General features: G+C 70.3%; 18 protein-coding genes, 1 tRNA gene and 1 pseudogene. 2 read left to right on the top strand and 18 right to left on the bottom strand.

Annotated elements, in window-relative coordinates:
• Nucleotides 1-67: 67 nt before the first annotated feature.
• Nucleotides 68-2,457, bottom strand: a pseudogene (locus MDN94_RS07155) (MFS transporter).
• A gap of 95 nt (nt 2,458-2,552) precedes the next feature.
• The gene (locus MDN94_RS07150; RefSeq protein WP_482725076.1) at nt 2,553-3,008 is read right to left on the bottom strand and encodes a MarR family winged helix-turn-helix transcriptional regulator; all 456 of its coding nucleotides are present in this window, start codon (nt 3,006-3,008) and stop codon (nt 2,553-2,555) included.
• A gap of 201 nt (nt 3,009-3,209) precedes the next feature.
• Between MDN94_RS07150 and MDN94_RS07145 the strand changes: the two genes are divergently transcribed.
• Nucleotides 3,210-3,431 (top strand): hypothetical protein, encoded by a 222-nt coding sequence (locus MDN94_RS07145; protein ID WP_482725075.1) that lies wholly within the window; start codon nt 3,210-3,212, stop codon nt 3,429-3,431.
• Nucleotides 3,432-3,509: 78 nt separating this feature from the next.
• Here MDN94_RS07145 and MDN94_RS07140 read toward each other — a convergent pair whose 3' ends face one another.
• From MDN94_RS07140 to MDN94_RS07100, 9 genes are all read right to left on the bottom strand, one after another.
• Nucleotides 3,510-4,274 (bottom strand): hypothetical protein, encoded by a 765-nt coding sequence (locus MDN94_RS07140; RefSeq protein WP_482725074.1) that lies wholly within the window; start codon nt 4,272-4,274, stop codon nt 3,510-3,512.
• A gap of 87 nt (nt 4,275-4,361) precedes the next feature.
• Nucleotides 4,362-5,219, bottom strand: a complete 858-nt coding sequence (locus MDN94_RS07135) for an RNA polymerase sigma factor SigF (protein WP_453465359.1) — start codon at nt 5,217-5,219, stop codon at nt 4,362-4,364.
• A gap of 234 nt (nt 5,220-5,453) precedes the next feature.
• Complete coding sequence (locus MDN94_RS07130) at nt 5,454-6,296, bottom strand: RNA polymerase sigma factor SigF (RefSeq protein WP_037776580.1); 843 nt, start codon at nt 6,294-6,296, stop codon at nt 5,454-5,456.
• 176 nt (nt 6,297-6,472) lie between these two features.
• Nucleotides 6,473-6,766 carry a Dabb family protein gene (locus tag MDN94_RS07125; protein WP_159690095.1) on the bottom strand — a complete coding sequence of 98 codons (294 nt, stop codon included), beginning with the start codon at nt 6,764-6,766 and terminating at the stop codon, nt 6,473-6,475.
• Nucleotides 6,767-6,844: 78 nt separating this feature from the next.
• Nucleotides 6,845-7,009 (bottom strand): hypothetical protein, encoded by a 165-nt coding sequence (locus MDN94_RS07120; RefSeq protein WP_182327695.1) that lies wholly within the window; start codon nt 7,007-7,009, stop codon nt 6,845-6,847.
• A 387-nt stretch (nt 7,010-7,396) separates the two neighbouring features.
• Nucleotides 7,397-7,481: transfer RNA gene (locus tag MDN94_RS07115), tRNA-Ser, on the bottom strand.
• A 92-nt stretch (nt 7,482-7,573) separates the two neighbouring features.
• Nucleotides 7,574-8,104 carry a tRNA adenosine(34) deaminase TadA gene (gene tadA, locus MDN94_RS07110; RefSeq protein WP_482725073.1) on the bottom strand — a complete coding sequence of 177 codons (531 nt, stop codon included), beginning with the start codon at nt 8,102-8,104 and terminating at the stop codon, nt 7,574-7,576.
• Complete coding sequence (locus MDN94_RS07105) at nt 8,104-8,640, bottom strand: tRNA adenosine deaminase-associated protein (RefSeq protein ID WP_453465354.1); 537 nt, start codon at nt 8,638-8,640, stop codon at nt 8,104-8,106. The genes tadA and MDN94_RS07105 overlap by 1 nt, the downstream gene beginning before the upstream one ends.
• A gap of 152 nt (nt 8,641-8,792) precedes the next feature.
• Nucleotides 8,793-8,975, bottom strand: a complete 183-nt coding sequence (locus tag MDN94_RS07100; protein ID WP_482725072.1) for a hypothetical protein — start codon at nt 8,973-8,975, stop codon at nt 8,793-8,795.
• 142 nt (nt 8,976-9,117) lie between these two features.
• On the opposite strand from MDN94_RS07100, the gene upp reads away from it, so the two are divergent.
• Nucleotides 9,118-9,753: a uracil phosphoribosyltransferase gene (gene upp / locus MDN94_RS07095; protein WP_441263227.1), complete on the top strand. Its 636-nt coding sequence runs from the start codon at nt 9,118-9,120 to the stop codon at nt 9,751-9,753.
• Between the two features lie 72 nt (nt 9,754-9,825).
• Here the strand turns inward: upp and MDN94_RS07090 are convergent, their stop codons facing one another.
• From MDN94_RS07090 to MDN94_RS07060, 7 genes are all read right to left on the bottom strand, one after another.
• On the bottom strand, nt 9,826-10,464 hold the full coding sequence (locus MDN94_RS07090) for a LytR C-terminal domain-containing protein (protein WP_482725071.1): 639 nt from the start codon (nt 10,462-10,464) through the stop codon (nt 9,826-9,828).
• 161 nt (nt 10,465-10,625) lie between these two features.
• Nucleotides 10,626-10,922, bottom strand: a complete 297-nt coding sequence (locus MDN94_RS07085) for a type II toxin-antitoxin system VapB family antitoxin (RefSeq protein WP_003955420.1) — start codon at nt 10,920-10,922, stop codon at nt 10,626-10,628.
• 395 nt (nt 10,923-11,317) lie between these two features.
• Nucleotides 11,318-12,853 (bottom strand): M28 family metallopeptidase, encoded by a 1,536-nt coding sequence (locus tag MDN94_RS07080; protein ID WP_482727022.1) that lies wholly within the window; start codon nt 12,851-12,853, stop codon nt 11,318-11,320.
• 164 nt (nt 12,854-13,017) lie between these two features.
• The gene (locus tag MDN94_RS07075) at nt 13,018-13,686 is read right to left on the bottom strand and encodes an HhH-GPD-type base excision DNA repair protein (RefSeq protein WP_482725070.1); all 669 of its coding nucleotides are present in this window, start codon (nt 13,684-13,686) and stop codon (nt 13,018-13,020) included.
• Between the two features lie 93 nt (nt 13,687-13,779).
• A complete protein-coding gene (locus MDN94_RS07070; RefSeq protein ID WP_482725069.1) occupies nt 13,780-15,015 on the bottom strand; it encodes an RNA polymerase sigma factor in 1,236 nt (411 codons plus the stop codon).
• On the bottom strand, nt 15,005-15,421 hold the full coding sequence (locus tag MDN94_RS07065) for a YciI family protein (RefSeq protein ID WP_482725068.1): 417 nt from the start codon (nt 15,419-15,421) through the stop codon (nt 15,005-15,007). Before MDN94_RS07065 ends, MDN94_RS07070 begins: the two co-directional genes overlap by 11 nt.
• Before the next feature lie 213 nt (nt 15,422-15,634).
• Nucleotides 15,635-17,338: a lysyl oxidase family protein gene (locus tag MDN94_RS07060; protein ID WP_482725067.1), complete on the bottom strand. Its 1,704-nt coding sequence runs from the start codon at nt 17,336-17,338 to the stop codon at nt 15,635-15,637.
• Between the last annotated feature and the right edge of the window lie 251 nt (nt 17,339-17,589).

Here is a 17,589-nt window from a genome sequence, read left to right as displayed (position 1 = left end):
GGGCCTGTCTCCGCCGGGCGGGCGGCTCGTCTCCGCCGAGAACGAGGCGCCCGGCCCAGAGGGTCCTTTACTCGCCCGGGTGGGCGAGTTCGATGTCGTGACCGTCGACGCCGCGACCGGTCACGGTCAACTGGTTCGCCACCGGCGGGTATCCGGTCGCGATGACCGAGTACTCGCCCGCGTCCAGGTCCGCGAAGGCGTAGGCCCCGTCGTCGCCGGTGGTCGCTGTGGCGACCACGTTCCCGGCTGCGGCCACAAGGGTCACCCGGGCGTCGGTCAGCGGCAGGCCCGCGGCCCCGCGTACCACGCCCCGCACGACGGCGCCGTACTGGAGCGCCGCCTCTATCCGGGTCGCACTCTGGCCGCCGATCTCCACGGGCAGCGCGAGCGGCCGGTAGCCGGGCGCGTTCACCGCGACGGTCACCGCGCCGGGCACGAGCTCGCCGAAGGCGAACTCGCCCTGCTCCGTACTCGTCCCGGTGGCGAGCACATCGCCGCGCGCATCCGTGATGACGACCATCGCTCCTTCGACGGGGGCGCCGCCGTCGGCCGCGCGCACCACTCCGCCGACGCCGCTGGTCCCGGCGAGCAGGATGTCGTGCACCAGCGGCTCACCTGTGACGTTCACCGTGGAGGCCTGCGGCTGGAAGCCGTCGGCCGAGGCGATCAGCACATACGATCCGGCGCCCGGCGCGTCCAGCGTGTAGCTGCCGTCCCCCTGGGCGACGGAGCGGCCGAGCTGCCGGCCGGACGGCGAGATCAGTGTGACTGCTGCCCGGGGCACCGTGGCGCCTCGGAACCGCGCACCACTCCGCCGACCGCGACACCGGAGGGGACGGAGGTGACCGGCTCGGTCGCGACGGCCTGCCCCGGGGCGGGGGCCGTGGCGACGGCGAGCGCCTCCGGTGCCTCGGAGGTGGCGAGGGCGTCCTTCGCCTGCTTCGTCTCGGCGTCCGACGAGCTGCTCTTCAGTGCGACCTCCTTGATGAAGAAGGTCACCAGGAACGCGACGAGCGCGAAGGGGGCGGAGTACAGGAAGATGTCGGCGACCCCGTGCCCGTACGCCGTCTCCATCACGGTGCGGACGGGGAGCGGCAGCTTGTCGAGGTCGGGAATGCCGCCGCCGCCCGTACCGCCGTGTCCCAGCGCCTCGCCCTGCGGGCCGAGTTCGGCGAGCCCGTCCTTGACGTAGTGAGTGACCCGGGTCGCCATCACCGCGCCGAGCGCGGAGACGCCGATCGCGCCGCCGAGGGACCGGAAGAAGGTGACGACCGAGCTGGCCGCGCCGAGGTCCGACGGGTCGACCTGGTTCTGGGTGCAGAGCACCAGGTTCTGCATCATCATGCCGAGTCCGAGGCCCATCAGGACCATGAAGACCGCGATGTGCGAGTACTCGGTGTCGTACCGGATGGTGCCCAGCAGACCGAGGCCCGCCGTCACCAGGGCGCCGCCCGAGACCAGCCAGGCCTTCCAGCGGCCGGTCCTGGTGATGATCTGGCCCGACACGGTCGACGAGACGAAGAGTCCGCCGATCATCGGGATCGTCAGCACACCGGACATGGTCGGCGACTCGTCGCGCGCCAGCTGGAAGTACTGGCTGAAGAACACCGTGCCGGCGAACATGGCGACGCCGACGAAGAGCGAGGCCAGCGAGGCCAGCGTGATCGTGCGGTTGCGGAACAGCCGCAGCGGGATGATCGGTTCGCTCGCTTTCGACTCCACCAGGAGGAAGAGCGCGCCGAGCACCACGGAACCGCCGACCATCGCGCCGGTCTGCCACGAAACCCAGTCGTACTTGTCACCGGCGAAGGTCACCCACACCAACAGCAGCGAGACGGCGGCGCTGATGAAGAACGCGCCCGCCCAGTCGACCTTCACCTGCCGCTGGACCACGGGGAGCTTGAGGGTCTTCTGCAGGACGAACAGGGCGATCAGGGCGAACGGCACGCCGACGTAGAAGCACCAGCGCCAGCCCAGCCACTCGGTGTCGGTGATGACGCCGCCGAGCAGCGGGCCGCCGACGGTCGCGACCGCGAAGACGGCACCGATGTATCCGCTGTAGCGGCCCCGCTCCCGGGGGGCGATCATCGCGGCCATGACGATCTGCGCGAGGGCGGACAGACCGCCGACGCCGATGCCCTGGACCACACGGCAGGCGATCAGCATGCCGGAGTTCTGCGAGAGTCCGGCGACGACCGAACCCAGGACGTAGATGAGCAGCGATATCTGGACAAGCAGCTTCTTGGAGAAGAGGTCCGAGAGCTTGCCCCACAGCGGGGTGGTCGCGGTCATCGCCAGCAGCGAGGCGGTGACGACCCAGGTGTAGGCGCTCTGGCCTCCACCGAGGTCGGTGATGATCTCCGGCAGGGCGTTGGAGACGATCGTCGACGAGAGGATGGCGACGAACATGCCGAGCATCAGCCCGGACAGCGCCTCCATGATCTGCCGGTGCGTCATCGGCGCCCCGCCGTCGGAGGCGGATCCACCGCCGTGCTCGGCGTGCCCGCCCCGCACACCGTTCGGTGTGGTCGTAGCCATGAACTTCCTTCTCTTCATACGGGTGTACGGGTGGCGGGGGCCCGGCAGTCCCCGACGGATTCGCGGAGGCGGGCCAGCATCGCGTTCAGCTGTCCGACTTCTTCGTCGGACCAGTCCTCGAGGTAGTGGGCGAACATGTCCGCGGTCCGCCGGCCGAGATCGGCGAGCAGGTCCCTGCCCGCCGGCGTGAGCCGCAGGATGCGGGACCGCCGGTCCTCGGGATCTGGCGACCGCTCCAGCCAGCCGCGCTCCACCACATGGGCCACGTGCCGGCTGGTGACGGACATGTCGACGGCCATCAGCTCGGCGAGGCGGCCCATCCGCATCTCTCCGTGCCGGCCGAGCAGTGACAGCACCGCGGCGGACCCGGAAGGGCACTCGGCGGGCAGGATCCGCGAGAGGACCCGTTTCACGGCCCCGACTGCGCCTATCTGCCGGGCCAGCTCCTCGTACTGACTCCGCTCGGCCAAGGCCCCTCCCACTTTTCGTTGCTTAGGGCAACAATAGAATCCGTTGGTTGCTACAGGCAAATGAAAACGGGCCTGGCCGGGTAAAGGAACCCAAAAGCCTTTGCGTATGCGGAGCCATGGGCGGGCCATCTCCTTCTCGGAGCGCACCGGCCGCCCGCCCGGGGTTGGGGCCGCGGACGCCGTTCGCTAGGGTCCTGCCCCATGGCACACAACCCCCATGCTCCCCAAGGCCAGGGCCCCGAGGGCAACTACGACCCCGCCGGCAGCACCCAGATGTTCCGCGCCTTCGTGGACGAAGGCGCCCCGCAGGGCCGCGCGGCCGGGACGCCCGCGGCGACGTCCTCCTCGCGCGTCGGCCTCATCGTCGGCGTCATCGCGGCGGTCGTCATCCTCGGCGCGGTCGCCTGGCTCGCACTCGGGTAGAACCTGTCGGCCGGAACCCGGCCGGGCCGGAACCAGAACCCGTCCGGGCCGGAACTTCTCCGGGCCGGGCGGGACCGGTCACTTCCATGTCGCGGTGACGTCCTGGGTCTCGATGTGCATGCCCAGGGGCACCCGCCAGGCGTCCACGCAGACCGTGTACGCCTGCTTCCGCACGGCTCCGGCCGGAATCGGCGCGGGCAGCGGCCCGCTGGACTCGCGCGTGCCCCAGTCGACTCCGAGCGGGCCGATGATGTGGGTGGCGAAGGTGACGGTCCCGGACACGGCGGCGGTGCCGCCGGTGTTGCGGAACTCCACGGTGACCTTCTCGCACCAGCGCCGGTCGAGGGCCTCGCGGACGGGCTCGCCGAGCTGAAGCACGGCCGGGCCTGTGGGGTCCGGTGCCGGATCGGACGGACCAGGCGCCGGCGCTGACGGTGTCGGGGTGGGGGAGGCGTCGGGCGTGCCGTCGGAGCCCGGGCTCTGCTGCGGTCCGCCGCTCCCGGAAGGGCCGGTGCCGCTCGTACCGCTCGCCGGTGTGCCGCCAGGACCGCTCGGCGCGTGACCACTGCCGCCCTCCGGGCCGGGGACAGGCCCGCCGGCGCCCTGTCGGGGCGCCTTCCCGGCCGCGCCCGCGGTCGCATCGCCGGCGGGCTCTTCGCTCCCGTCCAGCGGGGCGAGCGAGACCTTGCCCTTCGGCGGCACGGCAGCGGTGGGCGCACGGTCCGGTCCCGGGCCGGCGGCGCCGAGGGCAACCTCCCCCTCGCCGCTGCTGCCGCACGCGGTCAGCGCTCCGCCGAGGCAGAGCGCCAACGCCACGATCCCTGAACCGGTTCGCCGTCGCATCGCGTCAGTGTGACTGACGACCCGTCAGGAAGGAAGCTTCCGGAAACCTCTTCGAGACGGGGCCACGAGCGGACGGACCCCGGCTCGTCAGTCGGCGATCAGCCCTTCCCTCAGCTGTGCCAGCGTGCGGGTCAGCAGACGGGAGACGTGCATCTGTGAGATGCCGACCTCCTCGCCGATCTGCGACTGGGTCATGTTGGCGAAGAATCGCAGCATGATGATCTGCCGCTCCCGGGGCGGCAGTTTGGCCAGCAGCGGCTTGAGGGACTCGCGGTACTCGACACCTTCCAGAGCCGAGTCCTCGTAGCCGAGGCGGTCCGCGAGCGAGCCTTCGCCACCGTCGTCCTCGGGCGAGGGCGAGTCGAGCGAAGACGCTGTGTAGGCGTTGCCCACGGCGAGGCCGTCGACGACGTCCTCCTCCGACACGCCCAGTACCGCGGCCAGTTCGGGAACGGTCGGGGAGCGGTCCAGCTTCTGGGCGAGCTCGTCGCTCGCCTTGGTGAGTGCGAGGCGCAGCTCCTGGAGCCGGCGAGGGACCCGCACGGACCACGAGGTGTCACGGAAGAAGCGCTTGATCTCGCCCACGACCGTCGGCATCGCGAAGGTGGGGAACTCCACGCCCCGTTCGCAGTCGAAGCGGTCGATCGCCTTGATCAGGCCGATCGTGCCGACCTGGACGATGTCCTCCATCGGCTCGTTGCGGCTGCGGAACCGCGCCGCGGCGTACCGGACGAGCGGGAGGTTGAGCTCGATGAGGGTGTCGCGCACGTAGGTGCGCTCCGGGCTGTCGTCGGCCGCGCCCTCGCTGTCCAGGGTGCGAAGCCGCAGGAACAGGGAACGGGAGAGAGTGCGGGTGTCGATGGCTTCCGAGCTGCCGGGCACGACGGGTGCGGGCGCGCTTGGAGCGCGAGTGAGCACCTTCGAGCTGCCCTGTTCTACGGACATGCCACCCCCTTGAGGTCGCGGACGGTCGCGGTGGCCGCGACCGTCTGAGGAACGCAGCCTCCACCTGAATACCGGCGGCGAGGCTGCGGCAAACGCGGTTCCAGCAGAATGTCACATGTCGGCAACACGCTGTAGTGACATGTCGACAAGTATCGCGCAAAAATGCCCAGTAAACAGGGGGTGTACGGCTTTTGAGCCCCCGTCAGCGGCTCAAGGGTGCTCTACCCGTTCGAGCTACGCTTCGATCCTGTTTGCGGAACGAAGTCGAGCGAAACTTCTCGCCAGCAGTCGCGACACGTGCATCTGGGAGACGCCCAGTTCCTGACTGATCTGCGACTGTGTCAGGTTGCTGTAGTAGCGGAGCATCAGGATCCGCTGTTCGCGCTCGGGCAGCTGGACGAGGAGATGCCGCACCAGATCGCGGTGTTCGACGCCGGCCAGCGCCGGGTCCTCGTAGCCGAGCCGGTCCAGCAGCCCCGGCATACCGTCGCCCTCCTGGGCCGCCTCCAGTGACGTCGCGTGGTACGAGCGGCCGGCCTCGATGCAGGCCAGCACCTCGTCCTCGCCGATCTTCAGCCGCTCGGCGATCTCCGCGGTCGTGGGGGAACGCCCGTGGGCGGTCGTCAGGTCCTCGGTGGCCCCGTTCACCTGCACCCACAGCTCGTGGAGGCGCCGCGGTACGTGCACGGTCCGCACGTTGTCGCGGAAGTACCGCTTGATCTCTCCCACCACCGTGGGCATCGCGAACGTCGGGAACTGCACGCCGCGGTCCGGGTCGAACCGGTCGATGGCGTTGATCAGTCCGATCGTGCCGACCTGGACCACGTCCTCCATCGGCTCGTTGCGGCTGCGGAACCTGGCCGCGGCGTACCGCACGAGCGGGAGGTTGGCCTCGATGAGCGCGGCGCGCACCCTGGAGTGCTCCGCGGTCCCCGCCTGGAGTCCCTTGAGGCGGCCGAACAGCACCTGGGTCAGAGCCCGGGTGTCCGCACCGCGCCTCTGCGGCCTCGCGGCAGGGGCGGTGTCGTCCGGCCTCTCGTTCTGAGGTGGCACCTGAGGCGCAGTACTGGCCGACACGGTCAAGCCACCCCTTTGCGGTCATTTTCAGTCAACTCATCCGTCAAAAGCGGTCATAGCATCACAAGACATGTCCACTGTGTGCAAGCACCCGATAACGCCGTGTTGACGTCCTGCTGGGACGGAAAACCGACGAGCCCCCCGCCCTGGAGGGCGAGGGGCTCGTGGAGGGGCCTTCAGAACTCGTAGTCGGCGATCACCCACGTGGCGAACTCACGCCACTGTCCGGCGGCCGCCTGGTGGGCCGGATGCTCGATGTACCGCTTCAGCGCGTCCTTGTCGGCCACGGCCGAGTTGATGGCGAAGTCGTAGGCGATCGGCCGGTCCGTGATGTTCCAGGCGCACTCCCAGAACTCCAGCTCCGGTACGACGCCGTCCAGCTCCTGGAAGGCCTTCACTCCGGCAGCGACGCGGGGCTCGTCGCGCTCGACACCCTCGTTGAGCTTGAAGAGGACCAGATGGCGGATCACGGGGCACTCCCTGGTTGGCCGGCAGGCGGGGGCCTGTCCGGCGGATCTTGGCCGGGGGCCGCGATGCCTGGCGCGGCCCTAGTTGACGAGCTCGGTCATGAACTCTCCGACGCCCTGCGCGGCGCTCGAAATGCCCTCGAACCCTACCCCCACCAGGTCGGCCGCTCTGTCGGGGGAGTTGATGATCGTGTAGAGGATGAAGACGACCACGATGTACACGGCTATCTTCTTGGCTTGCACCATCGGCCCCTGTCTCCCCTGCTGTCCTGCCCCGGCGACGCGTCGCGTGAGTCTAGCCGAGCGCATTCGGACAGATTTTCCACGGCCAAGAGGCTGTTCGCCGCGCCCTTTCGGGCGCGCGGCCGGGTGAGTGCGAGCCGCGGAGCCGCTCACCGGCCCCTGGCCGTGGTGCTCTCGATCGTGGTCACCGGGCCGGCCCGGACCGGCGTCCTGCCGCCGGAGCCGCGCCTTGGCGCGCCCCGCCCGCAGGCGTCGAATCCTCAGCGGCTTCAGCGGTGCCTGGAGATCCCTCTGCGGGCCCTGGCGTCCGGTGGGAGGGTCGGGGACTTATCGAGGGGTCCGCGGCCACGACGAAGGCCCCGGTGCATGCACCGGGGCCTTCGACAAGAGCGGTAGCGGAGGGATTTGAACCCTCGGTGACTTGCGCCACACTCGCTTTCGAGGCGAGCTCCTTCGGCCGCTCGGACACGCTACCGGGAGAGAGCTTAGCCCAAGGTGGGCCGTGCTCTGAAATCGGTTATGGGCAAGCGTCCGCCGAGCCCGTTCCCGACTGCCGGCGGGCAGGGTTCAGCGGTCGCCCGGCCGGTCCCTGAAGAACGCCGTTAGCTGCTTCGAGCACTCCTCGCCCAGCACTCCGCTCACGACCTCGGGCCGGTGGTTGAGCCGGCGGTCCCGTACGACGTCCCACAGGGAGCCCGCCGCGCCGGCCTTGTCGTCGCGCGCCCCGTAGACCACGCGCGTCACCCGCGACTGCACGATCGCGCCGGCGCACATCGTGCACGGCTCCAACGTCACGACGAGCGTGCAGCCGGTCAGCCGCCACTCGCCGAGGACGACGGCGGCCCTGCGGATCGCCAGCACCTCGGCGTGCGCGGTCGGATCGCCCGTCGCCTCGCGCTCGTTGTGTCCGACGGCGAGGATCGTGCCGTCCCCGGAGAGGAGCACGGCGCCGACCGGCACGTCGCCGCCCTGCGCCGCGCGGTCCGCCTCGCCGAGGGCGAGGCGCATCGACGCCTCCCACGGACCGCGCACAGGGTCGTTCCACGGCACCGGTTCCGGCGTACGGTCCGGTGCCCGTTCATCTGCCTGGCGGGGCACTAGCGCACGGTCTCCAGTACCTCGCCGGCGCCGAGCGCGTCCGCGATCTCCGACAGCGCGTCCGTCTCCAGCGCCAGCAGTTCCTTTTCGGACAGCCCGAGATCGGCGAGGATCTCGCGGTCGCCGGCAGGACCCGTCGGGACGGACTCGCCGGCCTGGGCGGGCAGGTCCACCGTGTCGGCCCCGTCCTCCTCCGGTTCTCCGTCCTCCGTACCGTCGAGGTCCAGCGCGTCGAGGTCGGCGGCAGGGTCGTCGTCGTCCCCGCCGAGCAGTTCGTTGGTGAGGATCTCCCCATAGGAGGAGCGTGCGGCAGCTGCCGCGTCCGAGACGAAGATCCGAGGGTCCTCCTCGCCCTCGACCCGGAGGATGCCGAACCAGGCGTCCTCCTGCTCGATGAAGACGAGGACCGTGTCCTCGTCCACCGAGGCTTCGCGGGCCAGGTCGGTCAGATCCGACAGGGTCTCCACATCGTCGAGCTCTGTGTCGCTCGCTTCCCACCCGTCATGAGTGCGCGCGAGCAGTGCGGCGAAGTACACCGTGACTCTCCCACTGATCAGAGGTGTGACGACCGGCGGCGCGTTCTGCGTTCGTGCCCCGCCCACTCGGAATCGTGGCAGAAAGAGGCGCGTTGCGAGAGGTCTTCCGTCGTTGCGTCGGCCATCAGTTCTTAAGGGGCTCGTGGGACGGTCTACCAGCGGAAGGTCCGCATGCGCATCTGCCGGCGCATCCGGGCCGCTCGGGCGCGTCGCGGCTGGACACGGTCGCGCAGCGCTTTGGCCTCGTTCAGTTCGCGCAGGAATTGGGCGCGTCGTCTGCGGCGCTCCCCGTCGGTCGCGATCTCCGGCTCCGGCTCCGGCTCGGTCTCCGGCATCGGCCACACCACCCCACGGCTGTATCCGTACTCCCCCCGGGACCTGTCCGCGGGCACTCACTCGCCCCGCGGCCTGGGGAGACACCTCTCCACCTTCCCTCCGGAACCGTCCTTGATGCGAGTGCGGGCTACTGTTGACGCCATGCGGATCCACGTCGTCGACCACCCGCTGGTGGCGCACAAACTCACAACGCTGCGCGACAGGCGCACCGACTCCCCTACCTTCCGGCGGCTCGCCGACGAGCTGGTCACCCTGCTCGCCTACGAGGCCACCCGGGACGTGCGGACGGAGCAGGTCGACATCGAGACCCCGGTGACCCGGACGACCGGTGTGAAGCTGTCCAGCCCGAAGCCGCTCGTCGTGCCGATCCTGCGGGCCGGCCTGGGCATGCTCGACGGTATGGTCCGGCTGCTGCCGACCGCCGAGGTGGGCTTCCTGGGGATGATCCGCAACGAGGAGACGCTCGAGGCCTCCACGTACGCGACGCGCATGCCTGAGGACCTCTCCGGGCGCCAGGTGTACGTGCTGGACCCGATGCTGGCGACGGGCGGGACGCTGGTCGCCGCGATCCGTGAACTGATCAAGCGTGGCGCGGACGATGTGACCGCGGTCGTGCTTCTCGCGGCGCCGGAGGGCGTCGAGGTGATGGAGCGCGAGCTGGCGGGCACGCCGGTGACCGTCGTGACCGCCTCCGTCGACGAGCGTCTGAACGAGAACGGGTACATCGTGCCGGGCCTCGGTGACGCGGGTGACCGCATGTACGGGACGGCCGAGTAGCGGTCCGTCAGGGGTGCGGCCGACCGCGCCGCGGGGCACAGGAAGGGCCGGAGAGTTCCGGCCCTTCCGTCGTTACCGGGGCGCTACCTGGCACTTGCCGGAAGGAGCCGGCTTCGGCTGCGACAGGGCTGCGAGGGCGACGTCCGCGCTCGCCTTCGCGTCGAGGGTCTTGAACGCGGTGCCGATGATGAAGTCGACATCCGCGGTCGTGCGGGTGTCGGTCTGCGCCTGGAAGCCCCGCACCTGGGTGCCGAGCACCCGGAAGGCGCCGCTCTGCGAGGTGGACGCCCCGAGCAGTACGGCGGTGCCGGGGACCTTCTTGTCGTAGGCAGCCGGCGCGTTCGCGACCTTGCCGATCTTGAAGCCACGTTTCTTCAGTTCGTCGGCCGTCGACTTGGCGAGACCGGCGCGCGGCGTCGCGTTGTAGACGTTCACCGTGATCTGGCGCGGCAGCGGCGGCGGGGGCGCCGCGGAGGGGGACGGGGCGGGCTTGCACCGCGTGCCGCCCCCGCTCGCGGAGGTCTTGGCGCCGCCGCCCGTGAACGCGTCGATGAGCTGCAGCGTCCCCCAGCCGGCGAGGCCCAGCGCGACCACTGCGGCGACAGCCGCGAGGACGATCCTGCGGCGGTTCCGGGGGCGTCGCATTCGTGGGTACTTGTCGCCCGTGATGCGGTACTTTCCGCCCATGCCCGGGGGAGTCAGCATGCTCATGGGCGCAGCGTAATGCGGTGTGGTGGCCGTGCCTACTAAACGATCAGCTGATTGCGTCCGTACGGTGTCGAAAGGGCCCCGAAAGGATCAGCCGCAGACCGTGTCGGCCACCCTCGGGGCGCGGCCGGCCGCCGCCGCGGCCCCGGGAAGCGCCGGTCCGCTCAACCCAGCTCGAGCACGCGGGCGTGCAGGACCTGACGCTGCTGAAGGGCCGCGCGCACGGCGCGGTGCAGGCCGTCCTCCAGATAGAGGTCGCCCTGCCACTTCACGACGTGGGCGAAGAGGTCCCCGTAGAACGTCGAGTCCTCTGCGAGCAGCGTCTCGAGATCCAGCTGTCCCTTGGTGGTCACGAGCTGATCGAGGCGGACCGGGCGCGGCGCGACATCCGCCCACTGCCGGGTGCTTTCCCGGCCGTGGTCGGGATACGGCCGCCCGTTACCGATGCGCTTGAAGATCACACGGAAAGCCTACCGGTCAAGAGGCTCATGGCGCAGCAACGGAACCGCGGTGCGATCCGATCAATACTTTGCAAACCGGGCGAATGGGGTCTCCCGCTGCACTTTCCCGTCGCTCGAGGGCGGCGTCCGCGGTGTCCTCGCGACCGCCATGGGGTTCCGAGGCCGGTCACCGCCTTTGGCGCAGGGGCGTGGCGGGGCCCGGTCGATCCCGCGGACCGTGGGGCTGGATCGCTCGAACGGGGGCGGTTTCACGCAGACCTCAGAGCGCCCAAGGACGCGCCGGAAGATCTCGCGGCCCCTCTATGAGGACGGCGCGCCGCGGGCGATGAGCCCGCGGCGCGCCGCGACCGTCCCGGCGCCCGTCGGGGGCGGAGCGGCCGGTGTGACGTTCGGTGTTACTCGGTCACTTCGTGGTCGTGACCGTCGTGGAGGCCGCCGCCGCTGCCGGCGTCACCGTCCGTCGGGACGGTCGTGACCGGCTTGCGCAGCGAGCTGATGTCGTGGGCGTAGGTGCCCACGGCGTTGGCGATGATGCCGATGTTGACGGCGAACGCCTTCATGTTGATGTTGTTGATGTCGTCGCCCGCGGCGTGGTAGTTCACGTCGTACGCGATGCCCGCGGAACCGCCGAACTTCTTCGCCTGCGCCTCGGTCTTGATCCCCTCCGCGCCGGTGAAGGTGCCACCGGACGGGATGCCCACCTCGATGAACGGCCCGTAGTCGGAGCGGCCGGTGAAGTCGGTGCCCTCGTGCGGGGTGCCCCGCTTGTCGAGGAACTCGTTGATGTCGCGCTCGAGCTGCGCGGAGCCCGCCGGGCCCGCGCCGGAGCCGACGCCGTCGGAGTTGTCGCCGTCGTAGACGAAGAGTCCGTAGTTCGGCGACGCGATCATGTCGAAGTTGAGGTAGAGCTTGACCTCCTTCTTCCCCAGGTTGCTGAGGTTCGCGACGTAGTGCTCGGAGCCGAGCAGTCCGTTCTCCTCGGCCGACCACCAGGCGAAGCGCACCTTGTTGGTGGGCCGCTTCTCCCGCTTGGCCAGCTCCTCCGCGACCTCGAGCAGACCGGCGGAGCCGGAGCCGTTGTCGTTGATGCCGGGGCCGGCGGTCACCGAGTCGAGGTGGGCGCCGAGCATCACCGTGTTGGCGGCGTTGCCCCGGCGGGTCTCCGCGATCACGTTGTTGGTGCTGCGCTTCTCCTGGAGCTCGCGGACCTCGAAGGAGACCTCCAGCGGGCCCTTGGCGAGGTCGGCGGCGAGCTTCTCGCCGTCGGCCTGCGTGATGCCTCCGGTCGGGATCTTCGCGGAGGCCTGGTCGCCCAGGGTTCCGGAGAGGCTGCCCTCGGTGTTGTTGTAGACGATGGCGCCGACCGCGCCGGCGGCAGCCGCGGTGGCCTGCTTGGCGGCGAAGCTGCATCCGCCGCGCTTGATCAGCGCGATCTTGCCGGTGAAGGTGTCCGACGCGTAGTCGGCCGCCTCGCAGCCCGTCGTGCTGTCCACGGGCACCGCCGCCACAGCGGCCTTGATGCCGCCCACAGGAGTGGACTTGGTGTATGTCATGGCCGCGATGTCGACGTCACGCGGCGTCGGTGAGACGACGGAGAGCTTCTCGGCGAGCGTCTCCGTGTAAATGAAGTCGAAGCGCTGGTACGAGACGTCGTACCCGTACTTCTTCATCTGCTGGTACACGTACGCGGCGGAGGCGTCGTGACCGAGCGAACCGGCGGCGCGGTGGCCGCCCGTGCTGTCCGCTATCTGCTGGAACTTCTCAAGGTGCTCGAAGGCGTCGTCAGCGGACGCCTTCTGGACCAGCTTCCGTGCCAGCTTCGACGCGTCCATGGCCGCCCGGTCGCCCGGGTCCTGACGGTGCGCAGCGGACGGGGAGGCGGACGCCAGCAGGAGCGGGGTTGCGAGTGCGGCAGCGGCCACGGTGGCCACGGCTCTGCGATGGGTTGCCTTCACAGAGGTCCTTCCCGATGTGTACGAGGGTTGAGGGGAAGTTAGCGATCTCTGTCGCCCCTGTGAACACTTGTGCCGTAACTCATGGCGTATTTCCCCCATCAGCACACGGAAGCGCTTCATCCACTTCAACTCCCGGTTCTTCAGGGCTTCCTGGGCGACTTCGTCGAGTTGGTTGACTTGGCCGTCTTGGCCGTCTTCGTCGCCTTCAGGGTCCTGGCGGTCTGTGTGGCCTTGGCTGCCTTGGCGGCGGCCTTCTTCTCCTGCTTGTACGCCCGCACCCTGGCGAGCGACTCGGGCCCGGTGATGTCGGCGGCCGACCGGTAGGAGTCCTTCTCGCCGTACGCCCCGGCGGCCTCCCGCCAGCCCTCGGGACGTACGCCGTACTGCTTGCCGAGGAGGGCCAGGAAGATCTGCGCCTTCTGTTCGCCGAAGCCGGGCAGCGCCTTCAGCCTCGCCAGCAGGTCCGCACCGTCGGCCGCGTCCGTCCACACGGCGCTCGCGTCGCCGCCGTACTCGTCGACGAGGAACCGGCACAGCTCCTGAACCCGTTTGGCCATGGACGCCGGGTAGCGGTGGACCGCCGGCTTCTCCCGCAGCAGTTCGGTGAAGGCGTCCGGGTCGTAGGCGGCGATCTCGGCGGCATCGAGATCGTCGGTGCCCAGGCGCTGCGCCACGGTGTACGGGCCGGTGAACGCCCACTCCATGGGGATCTGCTGGTCGAGGAGCATCCCGATCAGGGCGGCGAGCGGGCTGCGGCCGAGGAGTTCGTCGGCCTCCGGTTGCTGGGCGAGGTGAATCGTGGCGTCCATGGCCTGATGATCACCCGGCGGCCGGTACGCCGCCAGCGAAGCGCCGGGCGGCGCCCGGGCTGCGCCGGCGGGGCCGGCGGGGCCGCGAGGGTGTCACGGGCTCAGCCGGGCGGCCCTGGCCCGGAGATAGCGGGCCTCCGGGATGCTCAGCGTCAGGGCGGCGGCAGAGCGGTAGGCGGCACGCGCCGCGTCGAGGTCGCCCGCCTTCTCCAGCAGGTGCGCCCTTACGGACTCGAGCCGGTGGTTGCCGCTCAGCCTGTCCTCCAGACGGGCCACTTCGGCCAGACCGGCCCGCGGTCCGTGCACCATCGCCGTCGCCACCGCCCGGCCGAGCTCGGCCATCGGTTCGGCAGTACGGGCGACGAGAAGGTCGTACAGGGCGAGGATCTGCGGCCAGTCGGTCTCGTCGGCGCTCGGAGCCTCGTCGTGCAACGCAGCGATCGCCGCCTGCAGTTGGTACGGGCCCGCAGGGCCCTGCGCCAGCGCCTCCTCCACCAGTCGGGTGCCCTCGGCGATCGCCGCGCGGTCCCAGCGGGTGCGGTCCTGCTCGTCGAGCGGGATCAGCTCTCCGCGCGGGCCGGTGCGGGCGGCGCTGCGGGCGTCGGTGAGCAGCATCAGCGCCAGCAGCCCGGTCACCGCACCGTCCGCCGGCAGCAGGCGTCGTACGGCGCGGACCAGGCGGATCGCCTCCGCCGCCAGGTCGCCGCGGTGCAGATCACGGCCGGAGGTCGCCGTGTACCCCTCGTTGAAGATCAGGTAGAGCACCTGAAGGACGGCGGCGAGCCGGGCGTCCCGGTCCCCCGGGCCCGGCTGCCGGAACGGCAGGCCTCGTATCCGCTGCTTCGCCCGGCTGATCCGCTGCGCCATGGTGGCCTCCGGCACCAGGTGCGCCCGGGCGATCTCGGCGGTCGTCAGACCGCCGACGGCCCGCAGGGTCAGGGCGATCTGCGCGGGCGGGCCGAGCTCGGGATGGCAGCACAGGAAGAGCAGGGTGAGCGTGTCGTCCTCGGACGGTGCGCGTGCCTCACCGGGCGGTGGCCCGGTGAAGGCGTCCCGCGGGGCGAGCCGGCCGGCCGTCTCCTCACGACGGCGCCTGGCCTCCTCGCTGCGCAGCAGGTCCGTCAGTCGGCGGGCTGCGACCCTGATCAGCCAGCCGCGCGGATTGTCCGGTACGCCGCCGTCCGGCCACTGCTGCGCCGCCGCCAGCAGCGCTTCCTGAACGGCGTCCTCGGCCAGGTCGAAGTGGCCGTACCGACGCACCAGCGCGCCGAGGACCTGCGGCGCGTGCAGGCGCAGCAGGTCCTCGACCCGGCGGGGATCAGCAGACATCGCCTCCGCCGTCCATGATCTGCCGGATCACCACGGGGTATTCGGTGGTGCCGTCGGGGACCGGGCACTGGGTGATGCGGGACGCGATCTCCGTCACGCGGTCCAGGCTCTCGCACTCCAGGACCCAGTACCCGGCGAGCACCTCCTTCGTCTCGCCGTACGGCCCGTCCGTCACCACCGGCCGGCCGTCCTTGCCGGAAAGGACGTGCCGGGCCTGCGCCGGCGCGGCCAGGCCCTGCCCGTCGACGAACTCGCCGGACTCGGCGAGGTCGTCGTTGACGCTCTGCATGAACGAGAACATCGCCTGCACGTCCTTCTCGTTCCAGGCCGGGGCGTGCTCGGAGCCGTTGCCGCTCATCGCCTCGTAGTCCGCCTGCGTGCCCTGAATCATCACGAGGTACTTCATGACTCGCTCCTTGTGGCCGGTCGGTCGCCCCTCCGGGCAACTCTCACAGGAGACGTCGGAGACGTCGGGGCGTTCTCGACACGACGCGGCAGGTTTTTTCGCGGGCGGGGCAGAGCGGCCCGTGAGCGCGGACGAACGTGCGACGCCGGCCCCGGGAACGTGTCCCGGGACCGGCGTCGGCCGGACCTTTCCGGCCCTGCTGTCGAACGGAGGTCAGTTGGCGTCGACCAGGTCGTGCGCAGGCACCTTCACCGTGCGGGCGCCCGGCTTGCCGCCCAGCACGACCTTGCGGAGCGCGCTGTTGTTGTTGAGGTCGGTCTCCTGGAGCCGCTTCTCGGGGTTGGCGAGCACCTGGATGTAGTAGGTGCCGTTGGGAAGGTCGGTGATGTCGAAGGACTGGCCGGGCAGATCCTGGGTGTACGTGTCGCCGGAGCCGACGTCCAGCACCTCACGGACGGAGATCGAGTTCTCCTGGCCGCACGCGGTGGACAGGTCGGTGTTCTCCGGGTGCCAGTTGGCGTTCTTCACCGTGTAGTCGACTGCGTCGGTGTTGGCCAGGCAGAAGGCCTCCTTGCCGCTGCGCACCGCTTCCTTCTGGTCGGCCTTGAGCAGCCGGTAGCTGGCGAAGTCGGTGAAGTGCCAGTGCTCGTGTCCGGGCCGCGGGTCCCATTCCATGGTGCCGGTCGGGGTGTAGCCGACCTGCTTGCCGGCCGCGTCGTAGAAGTACTGATAGGCGTCCATCAGCTTCTTGCCGGGGGAGCGGAAGCCGTCCACCACCAGTTGCGCGGGGCCCGCGTTCCACACGTTGGCGCTGAACGCCAGATAGTCCTTGCCGGGGACGTCGTCCCCGCCGTCGCTGATCTGGATGCCGTAGGCCGGCAGCGACCGCAGGTCGGGCTTCGGCACGTTGGGCACGGACGCCTTGCCGGTCGGCCGCTTGGCGTTCGGCGTCAGCGCGGGTGCCTTCCTGGAGCCGTCGGTCCGCCCTGTCCCGTCACCGGCCTGCGCGGCCTTCAGGGTGGCCTTCTTGAGGGCCCACGGCACGGCCGGAGGAGCGGGCGGGTAGGGCCCGTGGCCCACGTTGTACGACGGCCCCGCGCCGCTCGTGGGGGCCGCGGGCGCCTCAGGGCGCATGGCGCTGTGGCCCGAGTGGCCGGAGTGACCGGTCGTGTGGCCCGCGTGCTCCTTGGCCGCGGAGGCGCGCGCGCCCTCCTCCCAGCTCCGTTCCCGCACGGTCACGCTGATCGTCTGCGGCTTGTCCTCGATGCCGAACAGGTCCCGGTAGCGCTTCGCCACGGACACCTTCGCGGTGTACTTGCCGGCCGGAAGGGCGACCGGGGCCGAGTAGAAGCCCGAGTACGTGTTGGACGCCCAGCCGTTCTCCACCCCCCACACCGAGCCGAGGGTGAAGGGATTCGTGGGACAGCTCTGCGGATACTTCGACTTCGCCGGGGCGTCGGGACGGACGCGGCCGGAGGCGTTGTTCGGGCAGAACGCCTCGTCCTTGGTCGCCACGGTCTTGCCGGCCGCGTCGGTGACCGTGATCCGGACGAAGCCGGGAAGCCCGGAGAAGTCCTTCACGAGTCCCGCGGGCAGGGTCTTGGTCCTGGGCGCCTTGTTCCCCTGCCGGATGATCTGCGTGGCGACGACCGGGTCCTTGTAGGACTTACGGGTCACCTTGAGCTCAAGGGGGCCGTTCTCGGCCGTGAGGTAGGTCCCGAGGTCGAGGTAGACGCCGGGATCTTCCTTCCAGGAGTCGAGGGTCACCGACGTGGAGGCGGCGATCAGACTGAACTTCGGCTTGCTCTGTGCCTTCCGGGCGTCGGGTGCTGCCGCGACGACGCCGGCGGTGACGGCGATCGCCGCGCCCGCGGCGATCGCGGGGCGCCACAGGCGGGCATGGTGGGATCTGGTCATCAATCCTCATATCCGAGTGCCTGACGGGACATGGATCAACAGCCCGCTCGCACAACCGGCCGCGCTCGTCGGAACGACGCGGCCCCCCGTCGCGAAGCTGTGTCCCGCCTGTGAGAGTCCAAGGACGGCCCTGTCGGTTGTCTGCGGTCCCCCAGCTCGCGGAGTGTTGGCCGGAACCATGCCCTTTTCGCCGGATCCGGTCGACCTGACCCTGTTCCCGCCCGCCGGACTCCCGGCCCGTGCTAAGCCGT

Source organism: Streptomyces sp. WAC00040 (assembly GCF_056835925.1).
The sequence above is the reverse complement of the archived record's forward strand: the minus strand, read 5'-3'. Positions and strand labels throughout refer to the sequence as shown.